We start from the raw sequence: 21,712 nt of genomic DNA on the forward strand, positions 1-21,712 counted from the left end.
TGCTTTATAAAACCAATAAAAACTATAGTTATGGCAACTAAAAAGCATTTTTTCGTTTCACTGGAAGGAGTAGACCTTTCGGATGAACAGTTGAAAAACATTGACAGAGGAATTCAGAATGTAGTTCTTTCTGAGCTTTCAAAGATTGATAATACCCAGGCTTTTGGTGCTCACAGAGATTTCAGGGGGCTCTTAAGACCGATGAAGATAAAAGACTGGTTTCCCTGGGGGATCATTATTTTCAAGCCGGGAATTGATATTCAGAGCCAGGTGAAAGACATCCAGTCTCAAATCAAAAGCTATGGAGGCTGATTTCAATACCTCAAAAAAGATGTGTCCCAGCTATATAGGAAAAGTTGGGGCACAGCTTTTCGGGGTGGTCAACAAGGACGGGAAGGTACAGTTTATCACACCGCTTACCGTCACAGAAGATTTTCTCCGGCAGAATAAAGATAAAAACAGTCTTGAGCAGAGATTCCGTTTTACAGGTAAATGTGTCGAAAAAGGCTGCGCACAATGGAATAAAGAAGAATCTAAATGCTCACTTTCCCGGAAAGTTCAGAATTTGGATTTCCATAAAGAAACAGAACCTCTCTTCTGCCCGATCCGGTCCCGGTGCAGATGGTTCTCTCAGGATGGAAAAGAAGCCTGTTTTTCCTGTAATGAAGTGACAAGAAATATGGAAGAGCTACTTGTAAGTGCACAACAATAAAAAAGACGTTTCAATTGGAAACGTCTTTTGTTTTATCTTGGTAAGCCCCTTTTTAAAGCAATTTCTGCCCGTTTAACAGCTACCTTTTCCTTCCAGTCCATGTATTTCTTTTTGAAATTGGACTTCATTACATCATCAAATTTACGCTGTACGGTAAGGTTCCATAAAGAATGAGCCTTTACCGCCCAGGATTTGTCCCAGGCTCTCAATGAGATAGAAAAACTTCCGTCCAGGTATTTCATCCAGTGCCACCATCCGGTAGGCATGAAAAGCGTATCGCCATGCTCAAGAAAACACTCAATGCCCTCTACACCATCCAGTGCGGGATATTTTTCAAAATCAGGATTATCGATATCATAATCTTCCAGCGCATATGTTGCATAAGGAAGTCGGTACAGTCTTTCTTTCCACTTATATTCAAACAGCTTCACATGTTTTCTTCCGTTGAAGTGGGTATGGAAAATGTGCGCCATATCAATATCAAAATGAAGAAACGTTACAGAACCCTTCCCGCCAAAAAACATAGACGGATATTTATCAAGGAAACCGCCCATCAGGTCTTTTGGAGAGATATAGTCTTCCAGTAATTTTTTAGCATGTTTTATAGGATCAAAAAAGAAAATTCTGAGATCAGTAGGTTCCTTTTGGATGAGGTCTATATAATCCGCGAACTTCATTTTTGTGGTGGGCGTATTGATGGGAGCGGCAGGATCGGCTTTTTTAGAATCATAAAGAGGAACCTCCACATCACCTACTGCTTCCTTTACATAATCCATGGTCCACTTCTGGTAAGCAGGCCAATTTCTTGCCATATTTTTAATGACAACGGGCCTTCTGGGCTTTAGATATTTTTCCGTAAACTCTTCCTGAGTAATATCATCTACAACATCTATAGGCTTTAAAATAATTCCCATTCTATAAATTTTATGTTACAAAATTATTAAATAAATATATATGAATCAGTGTTTAAGTTTTTTTTAATCTATGATTCAAATCATTTTTGACTATTTAGACTAAATAAAAAATTTAAAAGCAGGCTTTCTCTTGGACTTTTCTCAATATTAGGCATTATTATTTATAACCGGATAAAAGATAAGATTAAAATCAAGTTCAGATTTTGCGTTCAGTTTTTAAAGAATTGGTAAGCCAAACAAATTATCAAAATGAAATTTACATACTGTTGTCTTAAATAACTTATAAAAAAGATCGGCTTTATAAAAATATCACTAAATTTATAGTGTTAAACATTTAACCTTTATCATTAAAATACATCTTTATAAAAGTGTAACAAAAAACACAAGCGACAAACTAATTAAGCAAATAATAAATTATGAGAGGAAAGATTTCTTTATTTCTGATGCTTTTTTTCACCGTGCTCGCCTTTGCACAGAAAACAGTGTCGGGGAAAATTACCGATGAAGACGGATCTGCGATTCCCAGTGCCAGTGTTACCATAGAAGAACCGGGCAAAGATGCTATTCTGGCATATGGAATCACCAATTCCAAAGGAGAATACAAAGTGACATTTACATCTGCAGAACCCAATGTGGATCTGAAAGTAAAAGCGTTCAACCAAAAACCCCTGACAAAACAGATCAGCAACAGCGACCAGACTCTTACTTTCAAAATGCAGTCTGAAGCCACAGAAATAAAAGAAGTCCAGCTGAAAACAAAGATGATTACGGCAAGAGGAGATACCATTGCCTATGATCTTAAGGCTTTTGACAGTAAAAGCGACAGAACACTTGCGGATGTAATGAGAAAAATTCCCGGGATTGAAGTCAATAAAGATGGAACGATTCTTTACCAGGGAAATGCCATCAACAAATTCTATGTTAACGGAAAAGATCTGATGGAAGGCGGATATGGAACGATCAACAACTCGCTTCCCAAAGATGCAGTACAGAAAGTGGAAGTTCTTGAAAACCACCAGCCGGTAAAAATTCTTCAGGATAAAGTGCCTTCCGATCAGGCCGCGATCAATATCAAGTTAAAAAACTCTGTTACCATGACCGGAAGAGGAGAAGTGGGGACAGGCTTTGGAGATCCGTGGCTATGGAATGTTAAGTTAACACCAATGTTTTTTGGACAGAAAAGCCAGTGGGTGGTGAATTACAAAACCAACAATATGGGTGAGCAGGTGGAGAATGAAGGGAATATCTTAGCTTTTGGAAGCAGGTTCGAAGGAAGAAGAATTAATGCCTCTCAAAATGACTGGCTGAATGTAGAGAATGCAAGCACACCCAACCTTCCGGTAAAAAGATATTTGATGAACAACGTGCATTACCTGTCGGCAAATTATCTTACCAATATAGACAAAAAGAAAGAGTGGGAGCTTAAAGCCAATGCCAACTATACCAATAATGCAGTTGAAAGAGAATCTTATAGCCAGACAGATTACTTTGGGGGGAGCTCCAATATTGTAAATATTTTTAATAATTTTTACACCGATAAGGCAAAAGGAGAATTAATATTTACAAAAAATGCCAAAAAAGGATTCTTTAAAAACACCACAAGTTTTTCTCAGTATTGGAATGCAGACCGAGGAATGGTTGACCGAACGGATGTAGCAAACGGTGTGAAAAGACACGGCGATGAAGCAATAGAGTCTCCAACAACATCTTTCCAGAATTCCCTGAGCACAATTATTCCATGGAAAGAAAAAATGGTGAATCTTTTATCTTTTGTAAGCTATCAGACCGATAATCAGACACTGAAAGTTTCCCCTGCCTCTTATCTGGATATTCCCGGATTCACGCCTGAACCTAAGAATTTTGCGAAACAAAACCTGAGACTTAAAACAATTGAAGCAAATCATTCTGCCAATATCGGGTTTTCTAAAAAGGGATGGACGTTTACTCCGGAAATTGGATTTAATTTTAAAACAACAGATTTAGTTTCAGATTTATCAAATATTATAACATCAGGAGCACTTCCTACGGCCTATAGTAATGATCTTACATATACTACGGCAACACCTTACGGAAGCCTGGGAGTAAACTATAAAAATGATTCGTGGATGTTGTATGCCAATTTTCCTGTAAATTCTAATAACATTAAAGCCAAAGATCCATTAAGAAATGTTGCTAAAGATGTCAATAAAGTGACTTTTGAGCCTAGTGTTTTTGCACAGTATACTTTTGCCTCCTTTTGGAAAGCTTCGGTAAATGCCAATATTAATAACAATTTTGGAGAAATAAATACGGCTTATTCAGGATTCTTAATGACCTCCCCAGGCGGAATCAGTGCAATGGACATCAATAATCCTATCCCGCAGAATAATAATAAATCTGCAGGAACCAGATTGGAGTACAGAAACCCTTTGAATAATTTATTCTTCAACATCAATTACAGATTTTCAGATGCTAAAAGAAACCTGATTTCAAACCCGTTAATTAATGGAGCAGGTTACACCGTAATGCAGTATATAGAACAGGATAATCATGTATTAAATAATGGCTACAGTGTAGAAGTGGGAAAATACTTTCCAAAGTTCAAAACAAATGCCTCTCTCAGCTACAGCAACAATACAGCAAAATCTGATGCATTCCTGAATAATAATTCTTTTACAAACAACAACAACAGCCAGGCATACGGAATCAAATTCAATAATACTTATTTCAGCTGGATGAGCATAGATTATAATGCAAGTATTTCCAGAACAAAACAAACCAGTACAGGAAAGATAAACTCCAATGCTACCAGAACCGGGTTCACACATAACCTTGGGGCATTCTTCTATCCGGTAGAAGATCATACTATCGGATTCAACTGGGATCAGGTAAATACCAATGCAGCCGATCAAAAATACCACAACGGATTTTATGACGTTTCATATCAGTTTACCTGGGCAAAAAAGAAAATTGATTTTGAACTTAAATGGATGAATATAGCCAACAAAAAAGTATTCGAGACATATGATATCAATACCACAAACATTACATTTACAAGATATCAGCTCCGCCCAAGCCAGGTTATGTTTACCGTAAAATTCAATTTCAAATAAAACAAAAAAGCCAATCTCAGCGAGATTGGCTTTTTTGTTTTTGAGATATATTCGTCCACATTGCTAGAAGCTCTGATGATCTGCGGATGGACCATAGCTTCCCGGAAGCGGAATATCATTCAGCCTGTAATACACCCCGAGTTGCGCCCTGTGATGCGTGATTTGGTTTAAAGAATGGCGGATAGAGCCATATTTGGTCCATTTTGCTATTTCATGGCCATTATTTTTTAAAGCCCATGTTTCGTTCAGGTCTTCTTCTTTAGCATTTTCAAGTGCCTTCTCCGCAGATTTGAAGTTTTCGTCCAGAGTCTGCAGAAGATCTTCTTTTGTAGAAAGATGCTTGGGCTGAAAATCTCCTTTTGCAAAATCCAGATCCGAAGTTTTCAGCATCACGTCCGGCCATCCGAAAATTTCAGAAATATGAGTGGCAAGAGGCATCATTTTCATACTTTTTTCATGAGGTGCAAAGTCGTTTTTTCCTTCAGGATAAACTTCGAAAAATTTTCGGGTCGTCTGGTACTCTGCTTCAAGCTCATCTTTAAATTGTGATAAAGTGTCCATACTATTTTGTTTTTAAGTACTTAAAGATAAGGCTTTTGGAGTAGAAAATGTTTTAAGGAAATCATAATTTTATCTCATAGCGGATCAGATTTACCAGTTATACCTTTAGAAAGTCTGGTAAACTGTAATAGTATAGCTGTTTTATATACCTTTGATAATCAGCGACATGTTGCAATTAAAATAAAATTCTTAAAAAAAGCTGTAACATATTTCATGAACTGATAACTAATTAGTAAACGTTATTATAATGAAAAATCTATTTTCTGTATTCTTTATTGCTCTTTTTGCCATAGCATCGGCACAGGATGCCAAAGAATCAAAAGAGACAGCAAACCGTTTCTTCTATGAACTGACTTTTAAACCGAAGAAGGATTCTGCCAAGATGGATAAAGTAATTACGATCCTGGATATTACAGATAAAAACAGATCCATTTATCAGGATTATACAGTGATTTCGCAGGATTCTATCATTAAAATTGAAATTGAGGCCATGCAGAAGGCAGGAACGATGAAAGATTTATCGAAAACCATTAAAACCCCTAAAATTTCAGCCAGAATATACAAATCATATCCAGGCATGAAAGTGCAGTATGTGGATAAGATAGCAAACGGGTTTACACCAAGCAATATAGGATATAGCGAAGACCTAAAATTTAACTGGAATATCCTTAACGATAAGCAGAAAATTGGAGAATATAACACTCAAAGAGCGACGACTGAATTCGGAGGAAGAAAATGGACAGCATGGTTCAGTACAGACTTGCCTTTTCAGGATGGGCCTTACAAATTCTTCGGACTTCCAGGGTTGATCGTTAAAATCGAAGATGATCAGAAAAATTATTCCTGGGTTTTACAGGGAAATAAAAAAGTAAAGGATTATACAGAATACTCTTACATCGAAAACCTGATGCAGGCGAAAGGAGGAAAAGTAAATGAATTGCCGAGAGACAAGTTTGAAAAAACATTCAATGATTTCAAAAAAGACCCTTTTGCATCCATAAGACCGATGATGACTCAGGAAATGCTTTCTAAAACAGTTCCGGGAATGGATGGTACAGTGGGCGATATGGTGAAAAAACAGGAGAAGCAGTACAAAGACTTTTATAACGCCAATGATAATCCGATAGAAATATCATCAGCACAGCAGGATAAAAAGAAAAAATAAGCATTCATATCAACTAAATTATATTTTTAAAATCAACCCAGATACAGCAATGTGTTTGGGTTGATTTCTTTCATACTTTTCGTTATTTAGATTAAATTTAAATAGCGTATATTTGCCCTTACAAAAAATCCGGCTTTGAAAGAGATTGACTTACATAAATTAAGTGGCTTTCCTAAAAACAAGATGGGGAAGATTCTAGGGTATGATAACGATTACCTGAAGATGCCAAACAAGATTATAGAAATGGGACTCTTACCGGAAACCATTTTCAGGATATTGTACCAGGCGCCTTTCAATGGTCCCATGTACGTGGAATTTGGGGAAGAAAAAAGCCGCATCGCTCTTCGTGAAGAGGAGGGAGAGTATATCATTGTTGAAGAATTGAATTAATGCAGGAAAATAAGAAAAAAAAGGTCCTTTTAGTCGGGAATCCTAATGTAGGAAAGTCTACGGTTTTCAATGCACTGTGCAATAAAAAACAGAAGACCGGAAACTATGCAGGAGTTACCGTTGCGAGCCATTCCGGAAACTACACCTATAAAAATGAGGAGGTTGAGGTGATCGACCTGCCGGGCTCGTACAGCGTTTATCCAAGTTCGGAAGACGAGGCTATTTTTTCCAAATTTCTTATTGATGAGCAGGAAAACTATGAAGGTGTTATCTATATTCTTGAAGCATTAAGCTTAAAAAGAGGATTGCTTCTTTTCCAGCAGATACAGGATCTTGGTATTCCTATGATCCTGGTGGTCAACCAGATTGATCAGGCAGAAAGAAGAGGGATTAGCATTGATATCCGGAAATTTTCTGATGCTCTGGGGATTAAAATTATTCAGACCAATGCCAAAGAGCAGATTGGAATAGATAAGATTAAAGAATCTGTTTTGCAGGATGGATTTAAAAAAGCAGAAAATATCACCTTCGAAACGCCAAACGAACATAAAGATTTTATTCAGAAAATTGCGGCCCACAAAGGGCTTGACAACGAATATAAAGCCTGGATGAGTATTTCATTAGGTTCCGATCTCGGAAGAATAGAATCAATAAAAGACCTTCTTAACCAGCCTGACTCCAAAAGCCTGGTTCCAAAACGGCTACAGGTTCAGGAGACCGTGAGAAGATATCAGAATGTAGATAAAATATTAGCAGATGTAATCTCTAAAAAAGCCCAGTTCAAAGAGCTTTTAACAGAAAAACTGGATAAAGTGCTGGTTCACAAATTCTGGGGCTATGTTGTTTTTCTTTTTATCCTTCTGATTATTTTTCAAAGTGTTTTCTTTCTTGCAGAATATCCCATGAACTGGATCGATGCTTCCTTCTCATGGCTGGCTGCTTTTACAGGAGAACACCTGCCGGAAGGGCCTGTCAATTCACTGATTTCAAGTGGGATTATTCCCGGAATTGGAGGAATTGTAGTATTTGCCCCGCAAATTGGCATTTTATTGTATTTCCTGTACTTACTGGAAGATTCAGGATATATGGCGAGAGTGGTATTCCTGATGGACAGGCTGCTGCGACCTTTCGGACTGAATGGGAAAAGTATTGTTCCTTTAGTATCAGGAACGGCCTGTGCTATTCCTGCTGTGATTTCTACAAGAAATATTGAAAATGTAAAAGAAAGACTGTTAACCATACTGGTTACCCCTTTTATGACGTGTTCCGCAAGACTTCCGGTATACAGCATCATAATCGGGCTGATTATTTCCGACGGATCATTCCTTGGAATTAAATATAAAGCACTGGTATTGATGGGAATGTACCTGCTGGGCTTCCTGGTTGCATTGTTTTCAGCAGCAGTTTTGAAAAGATTTATCAAAAATAAAGACAAGACCTACCTTGTAATGGATTTACCCACCTATAAAAAGCCTCTTTTCGGATACGATCTTAAGATGGTGCTGGGTAAGGTTTGGGACTTCGTTACAGGAGCGGGAAAGATTATTTTTATTGTAAGCATCATTGTATGGTTTTTAAGCTACTTTGGACCCAAACAGGCTCCTAATCAGTTTGTAGCGACAAACGTAGAACTCGACCATTCTTATCTGGCCAAAATGGGTAAAGGAATTGAACCTCTTATTGAGCCCCTTGGGTATGACTGGAAAATGGGGGTGGGAATTCTCACAAGCTTTGTAGCCAGAGAAGTTTTCGTGGGAACAATGTCTACGCTCTACAGCCTGGATGATGATGCCCCTGAAGTGAAAGTAATAGATAAAATGAGAAGAGACGTAAAGCCTAACGGGGAGAAAGTGTTCAGCTTCGCAACAGGAATTTCCGTGCTTTTATTTTATGCATTTGCAATGCAGTGTGTTTCCACACTTGCAGTAGTCTACAGAGAAACCAAAAGCTGGAAATGGACCGGCTTTCAGGTTGTGATGATGACCGGTTTGGCATATTTTGTGTCGTTGATAGCATATCAGATTTTAAAATAATGGATACCTCATTAATTTTTCAGTACATAATTATCATACTGATCGTTGCGTTCGCCTGCTACTCCTTATTCAAGGTACTCAGAAAAAACTTTGCACCGAAAAAATTCAGTTCCAAAAGGACCGGCTGCGACAAAGACTGCGGTTGCTCCTGATGCTGTTTTTAAGCTTATAATTGAAAAAAATGTTATAATTTCATGCTCTAAACTAAAAACCTTTTCGATTTGAGCCTGAAATCAGCAGTCTTCCTGTTCTCTCTTATAACCGTTTGGGCAAATGCCCAGATTGATACCACTAAAATCAAGTCCTATGCAGACCAGATAATGGTCCGTGTAAATCTGGACACCAATATTGAAAAATATGTTTTTTCAGAGGGTTCTGAGGATAATCCTTTAGAAACCATCTTTTCAATCAACAACAAAACAAGAGCCTCATTTTCTATAGATTATAGGATTATAAGTGCAACTGTTTCATTTACACCAGGTTTCCTTCCGGGTAATAATGATGATGCTCTCAAAGGAAACAATTCTTATGCAGACCTGAGGTTCAGGTTTTTCCCTAAAAAGTTTATCCAGACTGTTTATTATAAAAATGTAAAAGGGTTTTACATGGAAAATATGAGCGACTTTTTCCCGGAATGGAAAGAAGGGAAAGACCCGTATCTTCAGTTTCCGGATCTGAGAATTCAGAGTTTTGGAGGGTCAACAGCCTATGTACTTAAGGATAATTTCTCACTGAAAAGCATTTATACACAGGGTGAATGGCAGAAAGAAAGCCGTGGGAGCTGGGTTCCTTTTGTAGATTATGACCTTTCTGTATTCAGAGATATTTTAAACGGACAGAAAAGTAAAGAGACCCAGTACAGCTTTGGAGCCAGTATGGGCTACTTTTACAATTGGGTACTGGGTGCCGGAAAAAGAGTGAATATTGCGCCCAATATCTCACTGGGACTGGGCGGAATGTTTTCCAACAGCTGGGATATTCATGATGACGGATCCAAATTCAATAAACAAAATACACAGTATCTCACTCTGAAGTTTGCTGCCGGACTTCATATAGGATATAATACAGACCGGTTTCTGTTCGGAGGAAAATTTAATGTAAACGCATATGCTTACAATGAAAATAATAACCAGAATGTACAAAACAATAACCTGTACGGTTTGCTTTACATAGGGTATCGGTTTCCACCACCGAAGGTGATCAAAAGAAATTATGACAAGATTCAGAAAAAAATTCCCATCCTATAACTTATTAGGTCTTTTAAGTATCTTTGTTTCTGAAACCAATTAAAAAAATAAAAAAGAATGTCGTTAATAAAATCTATTTCCGGGATCAGAGGAACGATCGGCGGAAAAGTAAATGATAACTTAACCCCTCTGGATGTCGTGAAATTTGCATCAGCATTTGGAACATGGCTTCAGAATACACAACATAAAAAGAATTTAACTCTTGTTATAGGAAGAGACGCCAGAATCTCCGGGGAAATGGTTTCCTCACTGGTAACAGCAACCCTGCAGGGATTGGGAATAAATGTAGTGGATCTGGGACTTTCTACAACACCAACGGTAGAAATAATGGTTCCTGAGCTTAATGCAGACGGGGGAATTATCCTGACCGCTTCCCACAACCCCAAGCAGTGGAACGCTCTTAAGCTGTTGAACGCTAAAGGAGAATTCATCAGCGGAGATGACGGCGCAAAAGTATTGGCTCTTGCTGAAAGTGAAGACTTCAACTACGCGGAAGTAGATGATCTTGGAAAATATGAAACAAGAAATGACGCTTTTGATATCCATATTCAGCAGATTTTGGATCTTCCGATGGTAGATGTTGAAGCCATTAAAGCTAAAAAATTCAAAATCGTTCTCGATGCCGTAAATTCTACAGGAGGAATTGCAATTCCAATGCTGTTGGATAAATTAGGCTGCGAGACCATTAAATTATACTGCGAACCGAACGGGCAGTTTCCACACAATCCTGAACCTTTGAAAGAGCATCTGGGAGATATCTGTGAGCTTGTAAAAAAAGAAAATGCAGATTTGGGAATCGTTGTAGATCCGGATGTGGACAGATTAGCTTTAATTGACGAAAAAGGAGAAATGTTTGGGGAAGAATATACCCTGGCTGCCGTAGCAGATTATCTGTTGAAACATAAAAAAGGAGTTGCCGTATCAAACCTTTCTTCAAGCCGTGCTTTGAGAGATGTTGCCAGAAGCCACGATTCAGAATACTTTGCAAGTGCTGTAGGAGAAGTGAACGTAGTAAACCTGATGAAAGAGAAAAATGCCGTGATTGGTGGAGAAGGAAACGGAGGAATTATCTATCCAGATCTTCATTATGGAAGAGATTCTTTAGTTGGGGCTGCTTTATTTTTAACTCATCTGGCCAAAGAAAACAAAGCAGTTTCGGAATTAAGAGCCGGATATCCGGAATACTTCATGGGCAAAAAGAAAATAGAGCTGACACCGGAGATCAATGTAGATGATATTCTGGCTAAAATGGAAAAAGAATACCAGAATGAAGAGGTTTCTACCATTGATGGAGTTAAGATAGACTTTGAAAACAATTGGGTACACCTTAGAAAATCAAATACCGAACCGATTATCAGAATCTATACAGAGGCTTATACACAGGAAGAAGCAGATAAGCTTGGAGATGATATCATCGCTAAAATTAGAAGCTTAATTTAAAATAAAAACAGGAACGGAACAGAAATGCTCCGTTCTTTTTTTGCCGGAGTTCTTTTTAAATAGTCCGGAAGAAAGAAACGAAAGCAGATAAATAAACAGGTCCTGAATTTTGAGATTCGCGGTGAAAATGAACCGTTATGACTATTTAACCACAATTTCCGTTTTTTATCCACAATCCTTTTATCTGTTTTCTTTTTTTACTATCTTTAATATAGAAATTTATGAAAAATTAATTCAAAAAAAAGTTGCAACTTTGCATAAACATTTGAATTTCAGTTTCAGAGGTTATTATTAATTAAAAAGTTTGCCGAGGTTTGTAAGCATATTCAGACATCGGGCCGACAGAGACAACACTATTGGAAGAGTATTTTGGAAATGAACTTGTAAAAAAGTTCGAGGAAATGATGGAAAATAATGATGAATTCTACTTCGATACCGAAGAGTTGGAAGACATTATTGTTTATTATTTGGAGCTGGGAGATTTTAACTACGCAGACAATGCTGTTAACTATGGCCTTAAGCTCCATCCCAATTCATTGGATATCAAGATCAAAAGACTTGAAATCCTTTTGGAATGGGAAGATTATAATACGGCGAAAGAACTCATTGACGAGCTGAAAGGCTCATCTATGGAGAATACAGACTTTATGGTCTGCTATGCAAAGTATTATTCGAACCTGGGAAACCCCAGAAAAGCCATTGACATCTGCAAAAAAGCCTTAGAACTGCAGGAAGAAGAAAACTTCCTTCATAACTTTATTGCGGACGAATATGTTAACCTGGGAGATCCCTTTAACGCCCTTAAACACTACAGAAAAGCTCTGAAAGAAGATCCTATGGATGAGTATTCTCTCGAAAACTGTATGATCTGCTTCAGCGACCTGAATAAGAGCGAGGAGGCTATTGCCTTTCTTAATGAATATTTAGATGAATTTGCCTATTCCGAAACAGCATGGTTTGAATACGGACAGTTTTACTTCAACAGAAAGAATTATGAAGAGGCGATAAAAGGATACGATTATCTTTTGGCCATCAATTCAAGCTCTGTAGGAGTCTATGCTAACAAAGCAGCCTGTTATGAAGCCCTGGAGCAATACCAGAAGGCCGTAGAAGTCTATGAGGAAATGCTTGAACTTGAATATACCAAAGCATTTACGTTTTATAAGATAGGATTATGCTATAAAGCACAGAAACAGTCCATAATGGCTTTAAATGCATTCCAGAAATCCTTGAGAGAAGATCCGCAGTTTTATCTTGCAATGATGGAACAGTCTTATCTCTATGAAGAAATGGGCGGGATGAAAGAAGCCCTGCATTTTGCAAAAGAAGCTACCCAGTTGAATGACAGTAATCTTGATTATCAAAAGAGACTGGCGTTTCTGTTCATTGATTCCGGAAAATTTGAAGAAAGCCTGGCCTGCCTGAAAAAATTGGTAGATGCAGAGCCTTCGAGGTTTTATAACTGGTACGCTTATTCAGAAGTTTTGATGCTTCTTGGAGAATATGAAGAGGCGGTAACTATTCTGAATAATGCCTTAAGGGTACATGACAGGGCAGAGCTTTACTATCAGCTCAGCAACTGTTATTTCAACCTGAGAAACCCGGAAAAAGGAGCAGAATCTCTTCAGAAAGCTTTAAAAATTGATGCATCACTTGCTCAGGATATGCAGAAAAAATATCCTTTCATCAAAGATGAGGTAAAGAAAGTCAAAGCCAAAGTGAAGAAGAAGAATTCTTAATGGTTTAAAGTAACAATCATAAATAAAAAATCCTGCAGCAATGCAGGATTTTTAGTTGATATCAGTAAAATATCTATTTTTTTATAACCGCTGTTTTAGCCCTTAAAAATATCAGTCCTCCAATAATAACTCCTGCCCCCACAAACTGTAAGAAGCTCAGCTTTTCACCGTCTAAAAAGCCCCAGATAATAGCAACGATAGGCATCAGCAGAGTTACAGTGGAAGCAAATAAAGGCGTAGATACCTTCAGCAGCCTGTAATTTAAGGTCATAGCCAGTCCGGTTCCAAAGATGGATAATAAACCTACAAACATCAGCCCCAGCATATTATCCTGATTAAAGCTGAATGTTGAAAAGAATCCTGTGAATGTTAAAGCAATCAGAGACGGGAAAAATAACACAAATGAGAAAACGAATGCTGATAAAATTGTGGAAGAAACATCCATAAGCTTAGATTTCACTGTTGTGGTGCTTAATGCATAGCATAATGTAGCCAACAGTAAAAGCAATATCGGGATCAGTTTAAACTTTCCGCCTTCTCCGTCCCCTCCGAATGCGAGGAGACATACTCCGGCAAAACTGATTAATGTTCCTACAATCTGTCTTTTGGTGGTTTCAAATTTCCAGACCAGCGCTCCCACAATGATCACGAAGATAGGCATCATAGAATTGATGATCCCCGCAATGCTGCTGCTCACTTCAGTTTCCGCAATCGGAAAGAGGAACATAGGAATGAAATTTCCTGTAAATGCAGCCAGAATAAGCCATTTCAAATGCTTTTTGGGAAACAGTTTATATTTTGAAATTGCGACCGGCATTAAAATAATTCCGGCAATCAGAACCCTGAGTGCTCCCACCTGATAGGGACTGAAATGCTCAAGAGACTTTTTGATCAAAATAAAAGACGAGCCCCAGATAACAGTTAATACAATAAGAAGGATCCACTTTTCTTTATCTGCGTTCATTGTTTTTGTGTAAGATGTTTAAAAATTCTTTTTTAGAAATCATTTTTGCACCTAAGCTTTCCAGGTGCTCGGTATGGGACTGGCAGTCAATGAGATCAATATTATCTTTATTGTTCTCCACAAAATGTATAAAACCTGCCTTAGAAGCATTGCTTACTTTCGCAAACATACTTTCACCACAGAATACATTCCCAATCTGAAGGCCGTAAAAGCCGCCGACCAATTCATTATTCTGCCATACCTCAATACTTTTGGCAAAACCATACTCATGAAGCTGAATAAAAGATTCCATTAACTCATCCGAAAGCCATGTTCCCGTCTGTCCCTTTCTGTTGGTTTGCTGGCAGTTTCGGATCACTTCCCTGAAATTTTTGTTCTCAGAAAATGTGAAAACCTCCCTGTTCAGTATTTTCCGCATCGATTTGGAAACTTTCAGTTCGTCAGGAAACAGAACAAATCTTGGATCCGGGCACCACCATAATATTTCCTCTCCGGGGTTGTACCACGGAAAGATCCCCAACTGGTAGGCGAACCAAACCCTTTCTGTAGACAGGTCTCCTCCAAAGGCAACCGGCCCGTCGTGACCGTCATAAAGTTCAGGATCGGGGAATGAAATCTCGTTTTCGTCTAATCGGACCATTTTTTTGGAAAAAAATCCTACTTGAGAAAGCAGGATTTATATTTGATCTTATTTTTTAATTAAAAAGGTAAATCATCATCATCGTCACCAGCGAAAGGGTTTTCATTGGAAACAGGGGATGCAGATTGAGAAGGAGAAGCTTGTGTAGGCTCGGATCCGTTATCCATAACCTTTTCTATTCTCCATCCTGTAATAGAATTGAAATACTTGGTTTCACCCTGAGGAGAAACCCATTCTCTTCCTCTGATGTTGATTCCCACTTTTACATTTTCACCTTCCTTAAGGTTATCTAATAAACTGATCTTATCAGACAAAAATTCTATGTTTATCGGCTGTGGATACTGTTCCTGGGTTAAAATAACCATCTCTCTCTTTTGAAAGCCGCTTGCAAATGTCTGAGCATCAAAAAGTTTCTTTACCGTTCCTTGTAATTCCATATTGTAATTATTAACGTTGTAAAAGTAAGAAAATGAAATGTAATAATTGGAGGACCTGAAAAAAAATGTGAGAATTTTAATTTTTTTTTCTGAAAAGTTTGGAGACAATGGAAAAAGTCCTATATTTGCACTCACAAAAACGAAACAAGCTCTTTAAAATAAGCAAAACAAACCAGCGGATGTGGTGTAATTGGTAGCCACGCCAGACTTAGGATCTGGTGCCGTGAGGCGTGGGGGTTCGAGTCCCTTCATCCGCACTATGCGAAAATAGCTCAGCTGGTAGAGCACAACCTTGCCAAGGTTGGGGTCGCGGGTTCGAATCCCGTTTTTCGCTCCACACCTGCCCTGGTGGTGGAACTGGTAGACACGCAGGACTTAAAATCCTGTGTTCGTAAGAACGTGCGGGTTCAAGTCCCGCCCGGGGTACTAAACTCTCTGTTGATCTCAACGGAGAGTTTTTTTATGTTTAAAGGTTTGTAAGAAATCGTTTATTTATCATTGTTTGTAAGTATTATATTTTTTTAGTTCTTATTTTAAGGCAAAATGTTTTATATTTGTAGCCATAAAAGGAATAGGTTCTTTACATAAAGAATTATAACCGGCGGATGTGGTGTAATTGGTAGCCACGCCAGACTTAGGATCTGGTGCCGTGAGGCGTGGGGGTTCGAGTCCCTTCATCCGCACTTTGCGAAAAAACTCTCTGTATTATTTACAGAGAGTTTTTTATTTATAACCATACATTGGTTCCGGATTAAAGTATCCATGTGCTGTCTGCTTAAATTTGCCTTTGCCTGTATCTCCTGCAATTTTAGATAGATTTATCCAATCTGTACCCAGGATAATACTAACTTCTGTATCTGTATCCTTAATGGAATACTCCATAATTTTGTTATACTAAAACAGAGTATTATGGAAACTATTATTCGAAACCAACAGGTTCAGTATGCCGACGTCTATATCTCAGATATGCAGTCTCTGAAAAATATTTTTCTGCAGTCACAGAATCTGCCCAGATTGAACCGTGATTTTGGAATACCCTTTCTTTTGGCTAAAAAAAGGAATGAGATTCTGGGCTTTGCAAGCCTGATCATTAACGGAAAAGGAGAGGTCACATTTAAGATCTATGGGAAAGGTGATCTTGCAGACTTCGAAAAAAAAGATTTTCATCTTCAGGCAGAACGTTATTTTAATAAAAATAATTCAGCAAATTTCCGGAACGCAGAACAGCTGAAAAGCAGTGTCAGCCGAATGATTAGCTGGCTGAATATGGGTTAAAAACTTCAATAAAGTTGTACATTTACTTAAAACCGGGGCTTTATGTCAAAAGACGTTCTCTATCTTAAAATAGCAAAATCTGTCACCGAGCAGATCAAAAGTGATACGCTGCAGCTGGGAGACAGGCTGCCTTCATTAAGAAGTGCACAAAAACTATATAATGTCAGCCTGAATACCGTAAAACAGGCTTATATGGAGCTGGAAAGCCAGTCCTTGGTAGAATCACGGCCTAAATATGGCTATTTTGTGAGCCAGAGTTCCCAGAGAAAGCTGGCGCTGCCATCTGTCGCGCCTATGAAAGTGGCGGAGAGAGAGAATACGGCTGAGGTTCTTATCGATAAGGTGTTCGGAACCATTGACGGGACAGATGTTACTCAGTTTGCTTTAGGAATTCCCGGGAAAAGTTTCCTTCCCCTGGCGAAGCTTAAGAAATGCATGATTAATGTGATCAAGAGAAAGAATGACAGCGGTACAGATTATGAGCCGGTACAGGGAAATGAATACCTCCGTCGTGAAGCTGCCAAATGGGCCCTGGTGCTGGAAGGGAAAATATCAGAAGATGATCTGGTTATCACTTCCGGGGCCATGAATGCAGTATATACCTGCCTGATGGCGGTGACGAAGCCGGGAGATTCCGTAGCGGTGGAAAGCCCGGTTTATTTTGGGGTGCTTCAGGCCATTCAGCAACTGGGTCTGAAGGTGGTGGAAATTCCTACCCATCCTATTTACGGGGTAGATCTGGATGCTCTGAAAAAAGTACTGCCCACGCTTTCCGCTTGCTGTTTTGTGACAAATTTCAATAATCCGCTGGGCTTTCAGATGCCCGATGAGAATAAAAAAGAGCTGGTAAGGATGATCACGGAATATAATGTTCCTCTGATCGAAGATGATATATACGGAAACCTGTATTTCGGATCAGAAAGGCCCAAACCCTGTAAATTTTATGATGAGGCAGGCCTTGTGATGTGGATAGGATCGGTTTCTAAGACACTCGCACCGGGTTATCGTGTGGGATGGGTGGCTCCCGGAAAGTTTAAAGAAAAGGTAATCCGGCAGAAGCTGGTGCAGACCGTGTGCAGTCCGTCCCTGTATCCGGATGTGATTGCCGATTTTCTTGAACACGGCCGCTATGACCACCATCTGAGGATGTTCAGAAATAAGCTGTATGGGAATTATCTTCAGATTCAGAAGTCAGTGATGCAGTATTTTCCCGACAATACTAAAATTTCGGAACCGAAAGGAGGATTTATGCTGTGGCTGGAACTGGATAAAAGAATCTGTACGGAAGATCTCTACGATGAAGCAATGAGCCAGAAAATAAGCTTTGCCCCCGGAAGAATGTTTTCCCAATACAATCAGTACCAGAATTGTATGCGCCTGAATTATGCCCTGGAATGGACGGACAGGGTAGAAAGTGACCTTGAAAAGTTGGCAAAAATGGTAAAGAAAAGAATTTAAACTAAAACACTATAGTAATGAACAGTGAAGTAAAAATTATAGCCTATGATCCTCAGTATAAAGAAGCCTTCAAGGCTTTAAACGAAGAATGGATCAAAACATTTTTCACCATGGAAGCAGGGGATTATAAGCTGCTGGATAATCCTGAAGAGCATATTATAAATAAAGGAGGGTATATTGTTTTTGCTCTGCTGAATAATGAAGCTGTCGGAACCTGTGCTTTAGTGAAAATATCTGATGAGCCTCTTAGATTTGAGCTCTCAAAGATGGCTGTGAGCCCCAAAGCCCAGGGAAAGAAAATAGGATATCTGGTAGGCCAGGCTTTGGTAGATAAAGCCAGGGAGCTAAATGCAGAAAGTATTTCTCTTGAAACAAACTCTGTACTCGTTCCTGCAATAAAATTATATGAAAAGCTTGGCTTTAAACACATGCCGATCTCTGATTCAGCTTATAACCGCTGTGATACACAGATGCTGCTGGAGTTGAATGTTTAAAAAGACTAAAATTCAATAAGGAGGCATTGCTGTTCTAAGGTTTCTTACAGTTTCGCTTTCACTCATGGCTATTCGCTCTTTTTCCCTATTTTTGTGAAATTCCTTATTTCAATGAAAAAGATTATCCTCATCGAAGACGAAACCAGCGTAGTGTCTTTTATAAAGAAGGGACTGCAGGAAAACGGGTACGAAGTTTCCGTAGCCTTTGACGGACGCACGGGTGTGCAGCTGGTACAGGGCAACGATTTTGATCTGGTAATTCTGGACATTATGCTGCCGGAAATGAATGGGCTGGATGTCTGCAAAGAAATAAGGAAAACCAACCAGCATGTACCGATTCTGTTTTTAACGGCATTAGGAACCTCCGAAAATATTGTATTGGGGCTGGAAAGTGGCGGCGATGATTATCTCGTAAAACCTTTCAAATTCATTGAACTGGTTGCCCGGGTAAAATCACTGTTGAGAAGGAGCAATGGAATAAGTCTCCCCGAAACTGCCGAACCGGAGCCTGACAATGAGTATGTGTTCCAGTTTTCAGACCTGATCGTTAATGATTATACCAAGAAAGTGACCCGCGCCGGCGAGGAAATTTCTTTGACTTCCACAGAATATAAACTCCTGCTGTACTTTCTGAATAACCCTGAAAAAGTAATTTCCAGAGCAGAAATTCTGGATGCGGTGTGGGGTGTCAATTATGAGCTGGGGACCAATGTCGTAGATGTTTATGTAAATTATCTGAGAAAAAAACTGGATAACCAGGACGATAATAAGTTGATCCATACCGTGATAGGAATGGGGTATGTACTGAAAAAACCTTAATGGATGTTTAATAAAGTTGTCACAAATCAGACCAAAACAATGGTGCTCCTGATGTTGGTATTTACTGCCATCATTCTGCTGTTCAGCGGGTTGGTTTATTTTTCTATTGTCAACTTTTCACACCAGAGGTTTTACGAATTGCTGAAGATCCGCACAACAACCATTGTTCAGATCGAAAAGAGCAAGGATCATCTTGATCTTCCCGAAAACTATATTCTCAACGGTCTCAATGATGAGGAGCTTCCCATGGAAAGAGATTATGTTTTTGCGGTTCCGGCGGATTCCAATTTCAGGAAGATCTCACAGGAGGTTCACATTCCGGACTATTTTTTCAAAAGTATTGTCAGAAAAGGCGAGGCCAATTATAATGACAAAGAATTCTATTATATCGGGCAGACCTTTAAGTATGATGATAAAGACTATATTGCCATTGCTTCTGCCAAGAACCATTATGTAATCTATTACCTGGGGTTTTTAAAGAGAACGCTGATTACCTGTATTGTGCTGTCCCTGTTTTTCAGTATGATCTTTTCTTTTTATCTGTCCAAAACTTTATTCAGGCCCATCTTAAAAATTACCGGTAAGGTAAAAGAGATCAGCTCAGAAAATCTTCACCTTAGACTGGAGCCGCAGCCGGATAATAAGGAACTTAATGAGCTGATAGATACTTTCAACGGAATGCTGAACCGGATAGAAACCTCATTTGAAACCCAAAACCACCTGATCGGGAATGTCTCCCACGAGCTGAGAACACCCCTTACCTCGATCATGGGAGAAGCGGATGTAGCTCTTTCTATCGGCAGAACAGCTGATGAATACAAAGAAACGCTTGAGATTATCCTTGATGAAGCAGAAAAGCTGGATAAAAAGATCAAAGCCTTGCTGATGATTGCTCAGACCGGCTTCGATGGTAAAATCCAGAAAATTGATAAAGTAAGAATCGATCAGCTGCTTTGGGATGTAATTGAAACTCTGAGAAAGATTGATTCAAGAAATAATATCTATCTGGATATCAGTATGCTTCCTGATAATCCTAAAAAATTAAAAGTGCAGGGCAACGAACAGCTGCTGCATCTTGCGGTAGCCAATATCATCAATAACGGCTGTAAATATTCTAATTTCCAGCAGATAAAAGTTTCCCTGGGCGCCACGGACACAGATGTTTATATCATTGTAAAAGATTTTGGAATCGGGATTCCGGAGGTAGAGATGAATAAAATCTATGATCCTTTCTTCAGGGCTTCCAATACCAAAAATTATGAAGGCTACGGAATAGGACTTCCGCTGGCAAGAAATATTGTAAGAATGCACAACGGCGAACTGATAGTAAGTTCTCACGAAAACCAGGGAACCACCGTACAGATGCGGTTTCCTAATTTCTACAGTACGAGACCGGAAAGTTAAGCTAAGGCTGAGGTGTAGGTTTGAGGGTCGAAGTGTTTTAGGGTTTGAGAGTGTTGCTGGTTGCTGGTTATTGAGTATCTATCTGAAGTCTTGTATCCTGATTCTTGTTTCTTATCACATGAATTCACTATTCACTTGCGAAGCAAAATTCACCATTCACATTCTTAATCTCAGTCTTATGCTTAAAGTCTTTTGTCTAAATATGACATCTGCAATCCTGATGTTCAGCCATTTTCTGTCTTTGGCTGTTCTAATGTGATTTCTTTATGTTAACGGGCGTTAACAATATTCTAATCTCATTTTAATCTCTTTAATCACATTTTAATTCCATTCCAAAGAGCTTCTAATCTTGCCGCTTTAGTTTTGTATCATCGAAATATGACAACAAACCTAAATCTAAAAGATATGACCAAAACAATCTTAATCGCAACGGATTATTCTCTGGAGTCACTCAATATATTAAAAAAAGTACTGAAAGAGAAAGAAGCATCGGAAGATCAGAACCGGTATAATATTCTTCTCGTTTCAGGATATGATGGCGGGGATTCCATTAGAGACCTTCTGTTCAACACAAAAAGCACCATTTTTAATAAGATCAGGCCGCAGGAATTCTGTGATGCCTATGGAATTATCAGGAATAAATATCCGCATCTGGTTAATAAGATCATCTGCGATATTTTCACAGGAAGCTTTCAGAGAACATTCAATAATTATGTAAAGGCAGAGAATATTGAAGAGGCTTACTACTCGCCATCTATTAAGAGTAAAGGCGAAGGAAAGTTTGATATAGTACCTTACATTAAAAAATGCAGAACACTTCAGATTCGGGAAATTAAAGTGGAAATCACTGAGCGGCTTCCGGAAAGAGGAAGATTGGCTGAGGTCTTTGTAGAAGTCTGAGAAAAAGAAAACACAACAATATAAACAA

The 21,712-nt window shown here is 38.7% G+C and carries 21 protein-coding genes and 4 tRNA genes; 19 read left to right on the plus strand and 6 right to left on the minus strand.

The genetic code is table 11. The features are described 5' to 3' along the window. Positions 1–30 precede the first annotated feature (30 nt). Both AC4IFE_RS05745 and AC4IFE_RS05750 read left to right on the plus strand, forming a co-directional pair. A complete protein-coding gene (locus tag AC4IFE_RS05745; RefSeq protein WP_307211833.1) occupies positions 31–312 on the plus strand; it encodes a hypothetical protein in 282 nt (93 codons plus the stop codon). Beyond that, on the plus strand, positions 302–712 hold the full coding sequence (locus AC4IFE_RS05750) for a hypothetical protein (RefSeq protein ID WP_490755537.1): 411 nt from the start codon (positions 302–304) through the stop codon (positions 710–712). Before AC4IFE_RS05745 ends, AC4IFE_RS05750 begins: the two co-directional genes overlap by 11 nt. Before the next feature lie 32 nt (positions 713–744). On the opposite strand, the gene AC4IFE_RS05755 is transcribed toward AC4IFE_RS05750, so the two are convergent. Next, positions 745–1,626, minus strand: coding sequence for a cupin-like domain-containing protein (locus AC4IFE_RS05755; protein ID WP_490755539.1), 882 nt, complete (start codon positions 1,624–1,626; stop codon positions 745–747). Positions 1,627–2,042: 416 nt separating this feature from the next. On the opposite strand from AC4IFE_RS05755, the gene AC4IFE_RS05760 reads away from it, so the two are divergent. Beyond that, complete coding sequence (locus AC4IFE_RS05760) at positions 2,043–4,718, plus strand: hypothetical protein (RefSeq protein WP_490755541.1); 2,676 nt, start codon at positions 2,043–2,045, stop codon at positions 4,716–4,718. Between the two features lie 63 nt (positions 4,719–4,781). Here the strand turns inward: AC4IFE_RS05760 and AC4IFE_RS05765 are convergent, their stop codons facing one another. Beyond that, a complete protein-coding gene (locus tag AC4IFE_RS05765) occupies positions 4,782–5,279 on the minus strand; it encodes a DinB family protein (RefSeq protein ID WP_490755543.1) in 498 nt (165 codons plus the stop codon). Positions 5,280–5,526: 247 nt separating this feature from the next. On the opposite strand from AC4IFE_RS05765, the gene AC4IFE_RS05770 reads away from it, so the two are divergent. From AC4IFE_RS05770 to AC4IFE_RS05795, 6 genes are all read left to right on the plus strand, one after another. After that, the gene (locus AC4IFE_RS05770) at positions 5,527–6,444 is read left to right on the plus strand and encodes a GLPGLI family protein (RefSeq protein ID WP_490755545.1); all 918 of its coding nucleotides are present in this window, start codon (positions 5,527–5,529) and stop codon (positions 6,442–6,444) included. 135 nt (positions 6,445–6,579) lie between these two features. Then, positions 6,580–6,834, plus strand: a complete 255-nt coding sequence (locus tag AC4IFE_RS05775) for a FeoA family protein (protein WP_490755546.1) — start codon at positions 6,580–6,582, stop codon at positions 6,832–6,834. After that, a complete protein-coding gene (gene feoB / locus AC4IFE_RS05780) occupies positions 6,834–8,867 on the plus strand; it encodes a ferrous iron transport protein B (protein ID WP_490755548.1) in 2,034 nt (677 codons plus the stop codon). Before AC4IFE_RS05775 ends, feoB begins: the two co-directional genes overlap by 1 nt. Before the next feature lie 221 nt (positions 8,868–9,088). Continuing rightward, on the plus strand, positions 9,089–10,114 hold the full coding sequence (locus AC4IFE_RS05785) for a DUF4421 family protein (protein ID WP_490755550.1): 1,026 nt from the start codon (positions 9,089–9,091) through the stop codon (positions 10,112–10,114). A gap of 57 nt (positions 10,115–10,171) precedes the next feature. Then, on the plus strand, positions 10,172–11,554 hold the full coding sequence (glmM, locus tag AC4IFE_RS05790; RefSeq protein WP_490755551.1) for a phosphoglucosamine mutase: 1,383 nt from the start codon (positions 10,172–10,174) through the stop codon (positions 11,552–11,554). Between the two features lie 356 nt (positions 11,555–11,910). After that, positions 11,911–13,293 carry a tetratricopeptide repeat protein gene (locus AC4IFE_RS05795; RefSeq protein ID WP_490755552.1) on the plus strand — a complete coding sequence of 461 codons (1,383 nt, stop codon included), beginning with the start codon at positions 11,911–11,913 and terminating at the stop codon, positions 13,291–13,293. Positions 13,294–13,366: 73 nt separating this feature from the next. On the opposite strand, the gene AC4IFE_RS05800 is transcribed toward AC4IFE_RS05795, so the two are convergent. Genes AC4IFE_RS05800 through AC4IFE_RS05810 form a run of 3 tightly spaced genes read right to left on the minus strand, consistent with a single transcriptional unit; the run spans position 13,367 to position 15,334 of the window. Continuing rightward, a complete protein-coding gene (locus AC4IFE_RS05800) occupies positions 13,367–14,257 on the minus strand; it encodes a DMT family transporter (RefSeq protein ID WP_490755554.1) in 891 nt (296 codons plus the stop codon). Next, positions 14,244–14,897, minus strand: a complete 654-nt coding sequence (gene aat, locus AC4IFE_RS05805) for a leucyl/phenylalanyl-tRNA--protein transferase (RefSeq protein WP_490755556.1) — start codon at positions 14,895–14,897, stop codon at positions 14,244–14,246. Before aat ends, AC4IFE_RS05800 begins: the two co-directional genes overlap by 14 nt. 59 nt (positions 14,898–14,956) lie before the next feature. Beyond that, entirely contained in the window at positions 14,957–15,334 is a 378-nt protein-coding gene (locus tag AC4IFE_RS05810; protein ID WP_436808516.1) for a DUF3127 domain-containing protein, read from the minus strand. Positions 15,335–15,509: 175 nt separating this feature from the next. Between AC4IFE_RS05810 and AC4IFE_RS05815 the strand changes: the two genes are divergently transcribed. From AC4IFE_RS05815 to AC4IFE_RS05830, 4 genes are all read left to right on the plus strand, one after another. Beyond that, a tRNA-Leu gene (locus AC4IFE_RS05815) sits at positions 15,510–15,591 on the plus strand. Between the two features lie 4 nt (positions 15,592–15,595). Continuing rightward, positions 15,596–15,671: transfer RNA gene (locus tag AC4IFE_RS05820), tRNA-Gly, on the plus strand. A gap of 5 nt (positions 15,672–15,676) precedes the next feature. Then, positions 15,677–15,760 (plus strand) — tRNA-Leu (locus AC4IFE_RS05825). A gap of 175 nt (positions 15,761–15,935) precedes the next feature. Next, positions 15,936–16,017: transfer RNA gene (locus AC4IFE_RS05830), tRNA-Leu, on the plus strand. Between the two features lie 40 nt (positions 16,018–16,057). Here the strand turns inward: AC4IFE_RS05830 and AC4IFE_RS05835 are convergent. After that, complete coding sequence (locus AC4IFE_RS05835) at positions 16,058–16,216, minus strand: hypothetical protein (protein ID WP_490755558.1); 159 nt, start codon at positions 16,214–16,216, stop codon at positions 16,058–16,060. 27 nt (positions 16,217–16,243) lie between these two features. Between AC4IFE_RS05835 and AC4IFE_RS05840 the strand changes: the two genes are divergently transcribed. From AC4IFE_RS05840 to AC4IFE_RS05865, 6 genes are all read left to right on the plus strand, one after another. Beyond that, positions 16,244–16,609, plus strand: a complete 366-nt coding sequence (locus tag AC4IFE_RS05840; protein WP_490755559.1) for a hypothetical protein — start codon at positions 16,244–16,246, stop codon at positions 16,607–16,609. Positions 16,610–16,651: 42 nt separating this feature from the next. Beyond that, complete coding sequence (locus AC4IFE_RS05845) at positions 16,652–18,067, plus strand: aminotransferase-like domain-containing protein (protein WP_490755560.1); 1,416 nt, start codon at positions 16,652–16,654, stop codon at positions 18,065–18,067. Between the two features lie 17 nt (positions 18,068–18,084). Beyond that, positions 18,085–18,561: a GNAT family N-acetyltransferase gene (locus AC4IFE_RS05850; protein WP_490755561.1), complete on the plus strand. Its 477-nt coding sequence runs from the start codon at positions 18,085–18,087 to the stop codon at positions 18,559–18,561. A 111-nt stretch (positions 18,562–18,672) separates the two neighbouring features. After that, complete coding sequence (locus AC4IFE_RS05855; protein ID WP_490755563.1) at positions 18,673–19,380, plus strand: response regulator transcription factor; 708 nt, start codon at positions 18,673–18,675, stop codon at positions 19,378–19,380. 3 nt (positions 19,381–19,383) lie between these two features. Further along, positions 19,384–20,784: a HAMP domain-containing sensor histidine kinase gene (locus AC4IFE_RS05860; protein ID WP_490755565.1), complete on the plus strand. Its 1,401-nt coding sequence runs from the start codon at positions 19,384–19,386 to the stop codon at positions 20,782–20,784. 405 nt (positions 20,785–21,189) lie between these two features. Further along, positions 21,190–21,684: a hypothetical protein gene (locus AC4IFE_RS05865; protein ID WP_490755567.1), complete on the plus strand. Its 495-nt coding sequence runs from the start codon at positions 21,190–21,192 to the stop codon at positions 21,682–21,684. The last annotated feature ends 28 nt before the right edge of the window (positions 21,685–21,712 follow it).

It is taken from the genome of Chryseobacterium sp. UF-81 (genome assembly GCF_058245105.1).

Bases quoted from the DNA above. Each gene is read 5' to 3' on its own strand.
- AC4IFE_RS05745 (WP_307211833.1), top strand. From the start codon at position 31: ATGGCAACTAAAAAGCATTTTTTCGTTTCACTGGAAGGAGTAGACCTT.
- AC4IFE_RS05750 (WP_490755537.1), top strand. From the start codon at position 302: ATGGAGGCTGATTTCAATACCTCAAAAAAGATGTGTCCCAGCTATATA.
- AC4IFE_RS05755 (WP_490755539.1), bottom strand. From the start codon at position 1,626: ATGGGAATTATTTTAAAGCCTATAGATGTTGTAGATGATATTACTCAG.
- AC4IFE_RS05760 (WP_490755541.1), top strand. From the start codon at position 2,043: ATGAGAGGAAAGATTTCTTTATTTCTGATGCTTTTTTTCACCGTGCTC.
- AC4IFE_RS05765 (WP_490755543.1), bottom strand. From the start codon at position 5,279: ATGGACACTTTATCACAATTTAAAGATGAGCTTGAAGCAGAGTACCAG.
- AC4IFE_RS05770 (WP_490755545.1), top strand. From the start codon at position 5,527: ATGAAAAATCTATTTTCTGTATTCTTTATTGCTCTTTTTGCCATAGCA.
- feoB (WP_490755548.1), top strand. From the start codon at position 6,834: ATGCAGGAAAATAAGAAAAAAAAGGTCCTTTTAGTCGGGAATCCTAAT.
- glmM (WP_490755551.1), top strand. From the start codon at position 10,172: ATGTCGTTAATAAAATCTATTTCCGGGATCAGAGGAACGATCGGCGGA.
- AC4IFE_RS05800 (WP_490755554.1), bottom strand. From the start codon at position 14,257: ATGAACGCAGATAAAGAAAAGTGGATCCTTCTTATTGTATTAACTGTT.
- aat (WP_490755556.1), bottom strand. From the start codon at position 14,897: ATGGTCCGATTAGACGAAAACGAGATTTCATTCCCCGATCCTGAACTT.
- AC4IFE_RS05810 (WP_436808516.1), bottom strand. From the start codon at position 15,334: ATGGAATTACAAGGAACGGTAAAGAAACTTTTTGATGCTCAGACATTT.
- AC4IFE_RS05835 (WP_490755558.1), bottom strand. From the start codon at position 16,216: ATGGAGTATTCCATTAAGGATACAGATACAGAAGTTAGTATTATCCTG.
- AC4IFE_RS05840 (WP_490755559.1), top strand. From the start codon at position 16,244: ATGGAAACTATTATTCGAAACCAACAGGTTCAGTATGCCGACGTCTAT.
- AC4IFE_RS05845 (WP_490755560.1), top strand. From the start codon at position 16,652: ATGTCAAAAGACGTTCTCTATCTTAAAATAGCAAAATCTGTCACCGAG.
- AC4IFE_RS05850 (WP_490755561.1), top strand. From the start codon at position 18,085: ATGAACAGTGAAGTAAAAATTATAGCCTATGATCCTCAGTATAAAGAA.
- AC4IFE_RS05855 (WP_490755563.1), top strand. From the start codon at position 18,673: ATGAAAAAGATTATCCTCATCGAAGACGAAACCAGCGTAGTGTCTTTT.
- AC4IFE_RS05860 (WP_490755565.1), top strand. From the start codon at position 19,384: ATGTTTAATAAAGTTGTCACAAATCAGACCAAAACAATGGTGCTCCTG.
- AC4IFE_RS05865 (WP_490755567.1), top strand. From the start codon at position 21,190: ATGACCAAAACAATCTTAATCGCAACGGATTATTCTCTGGAGTCACTC.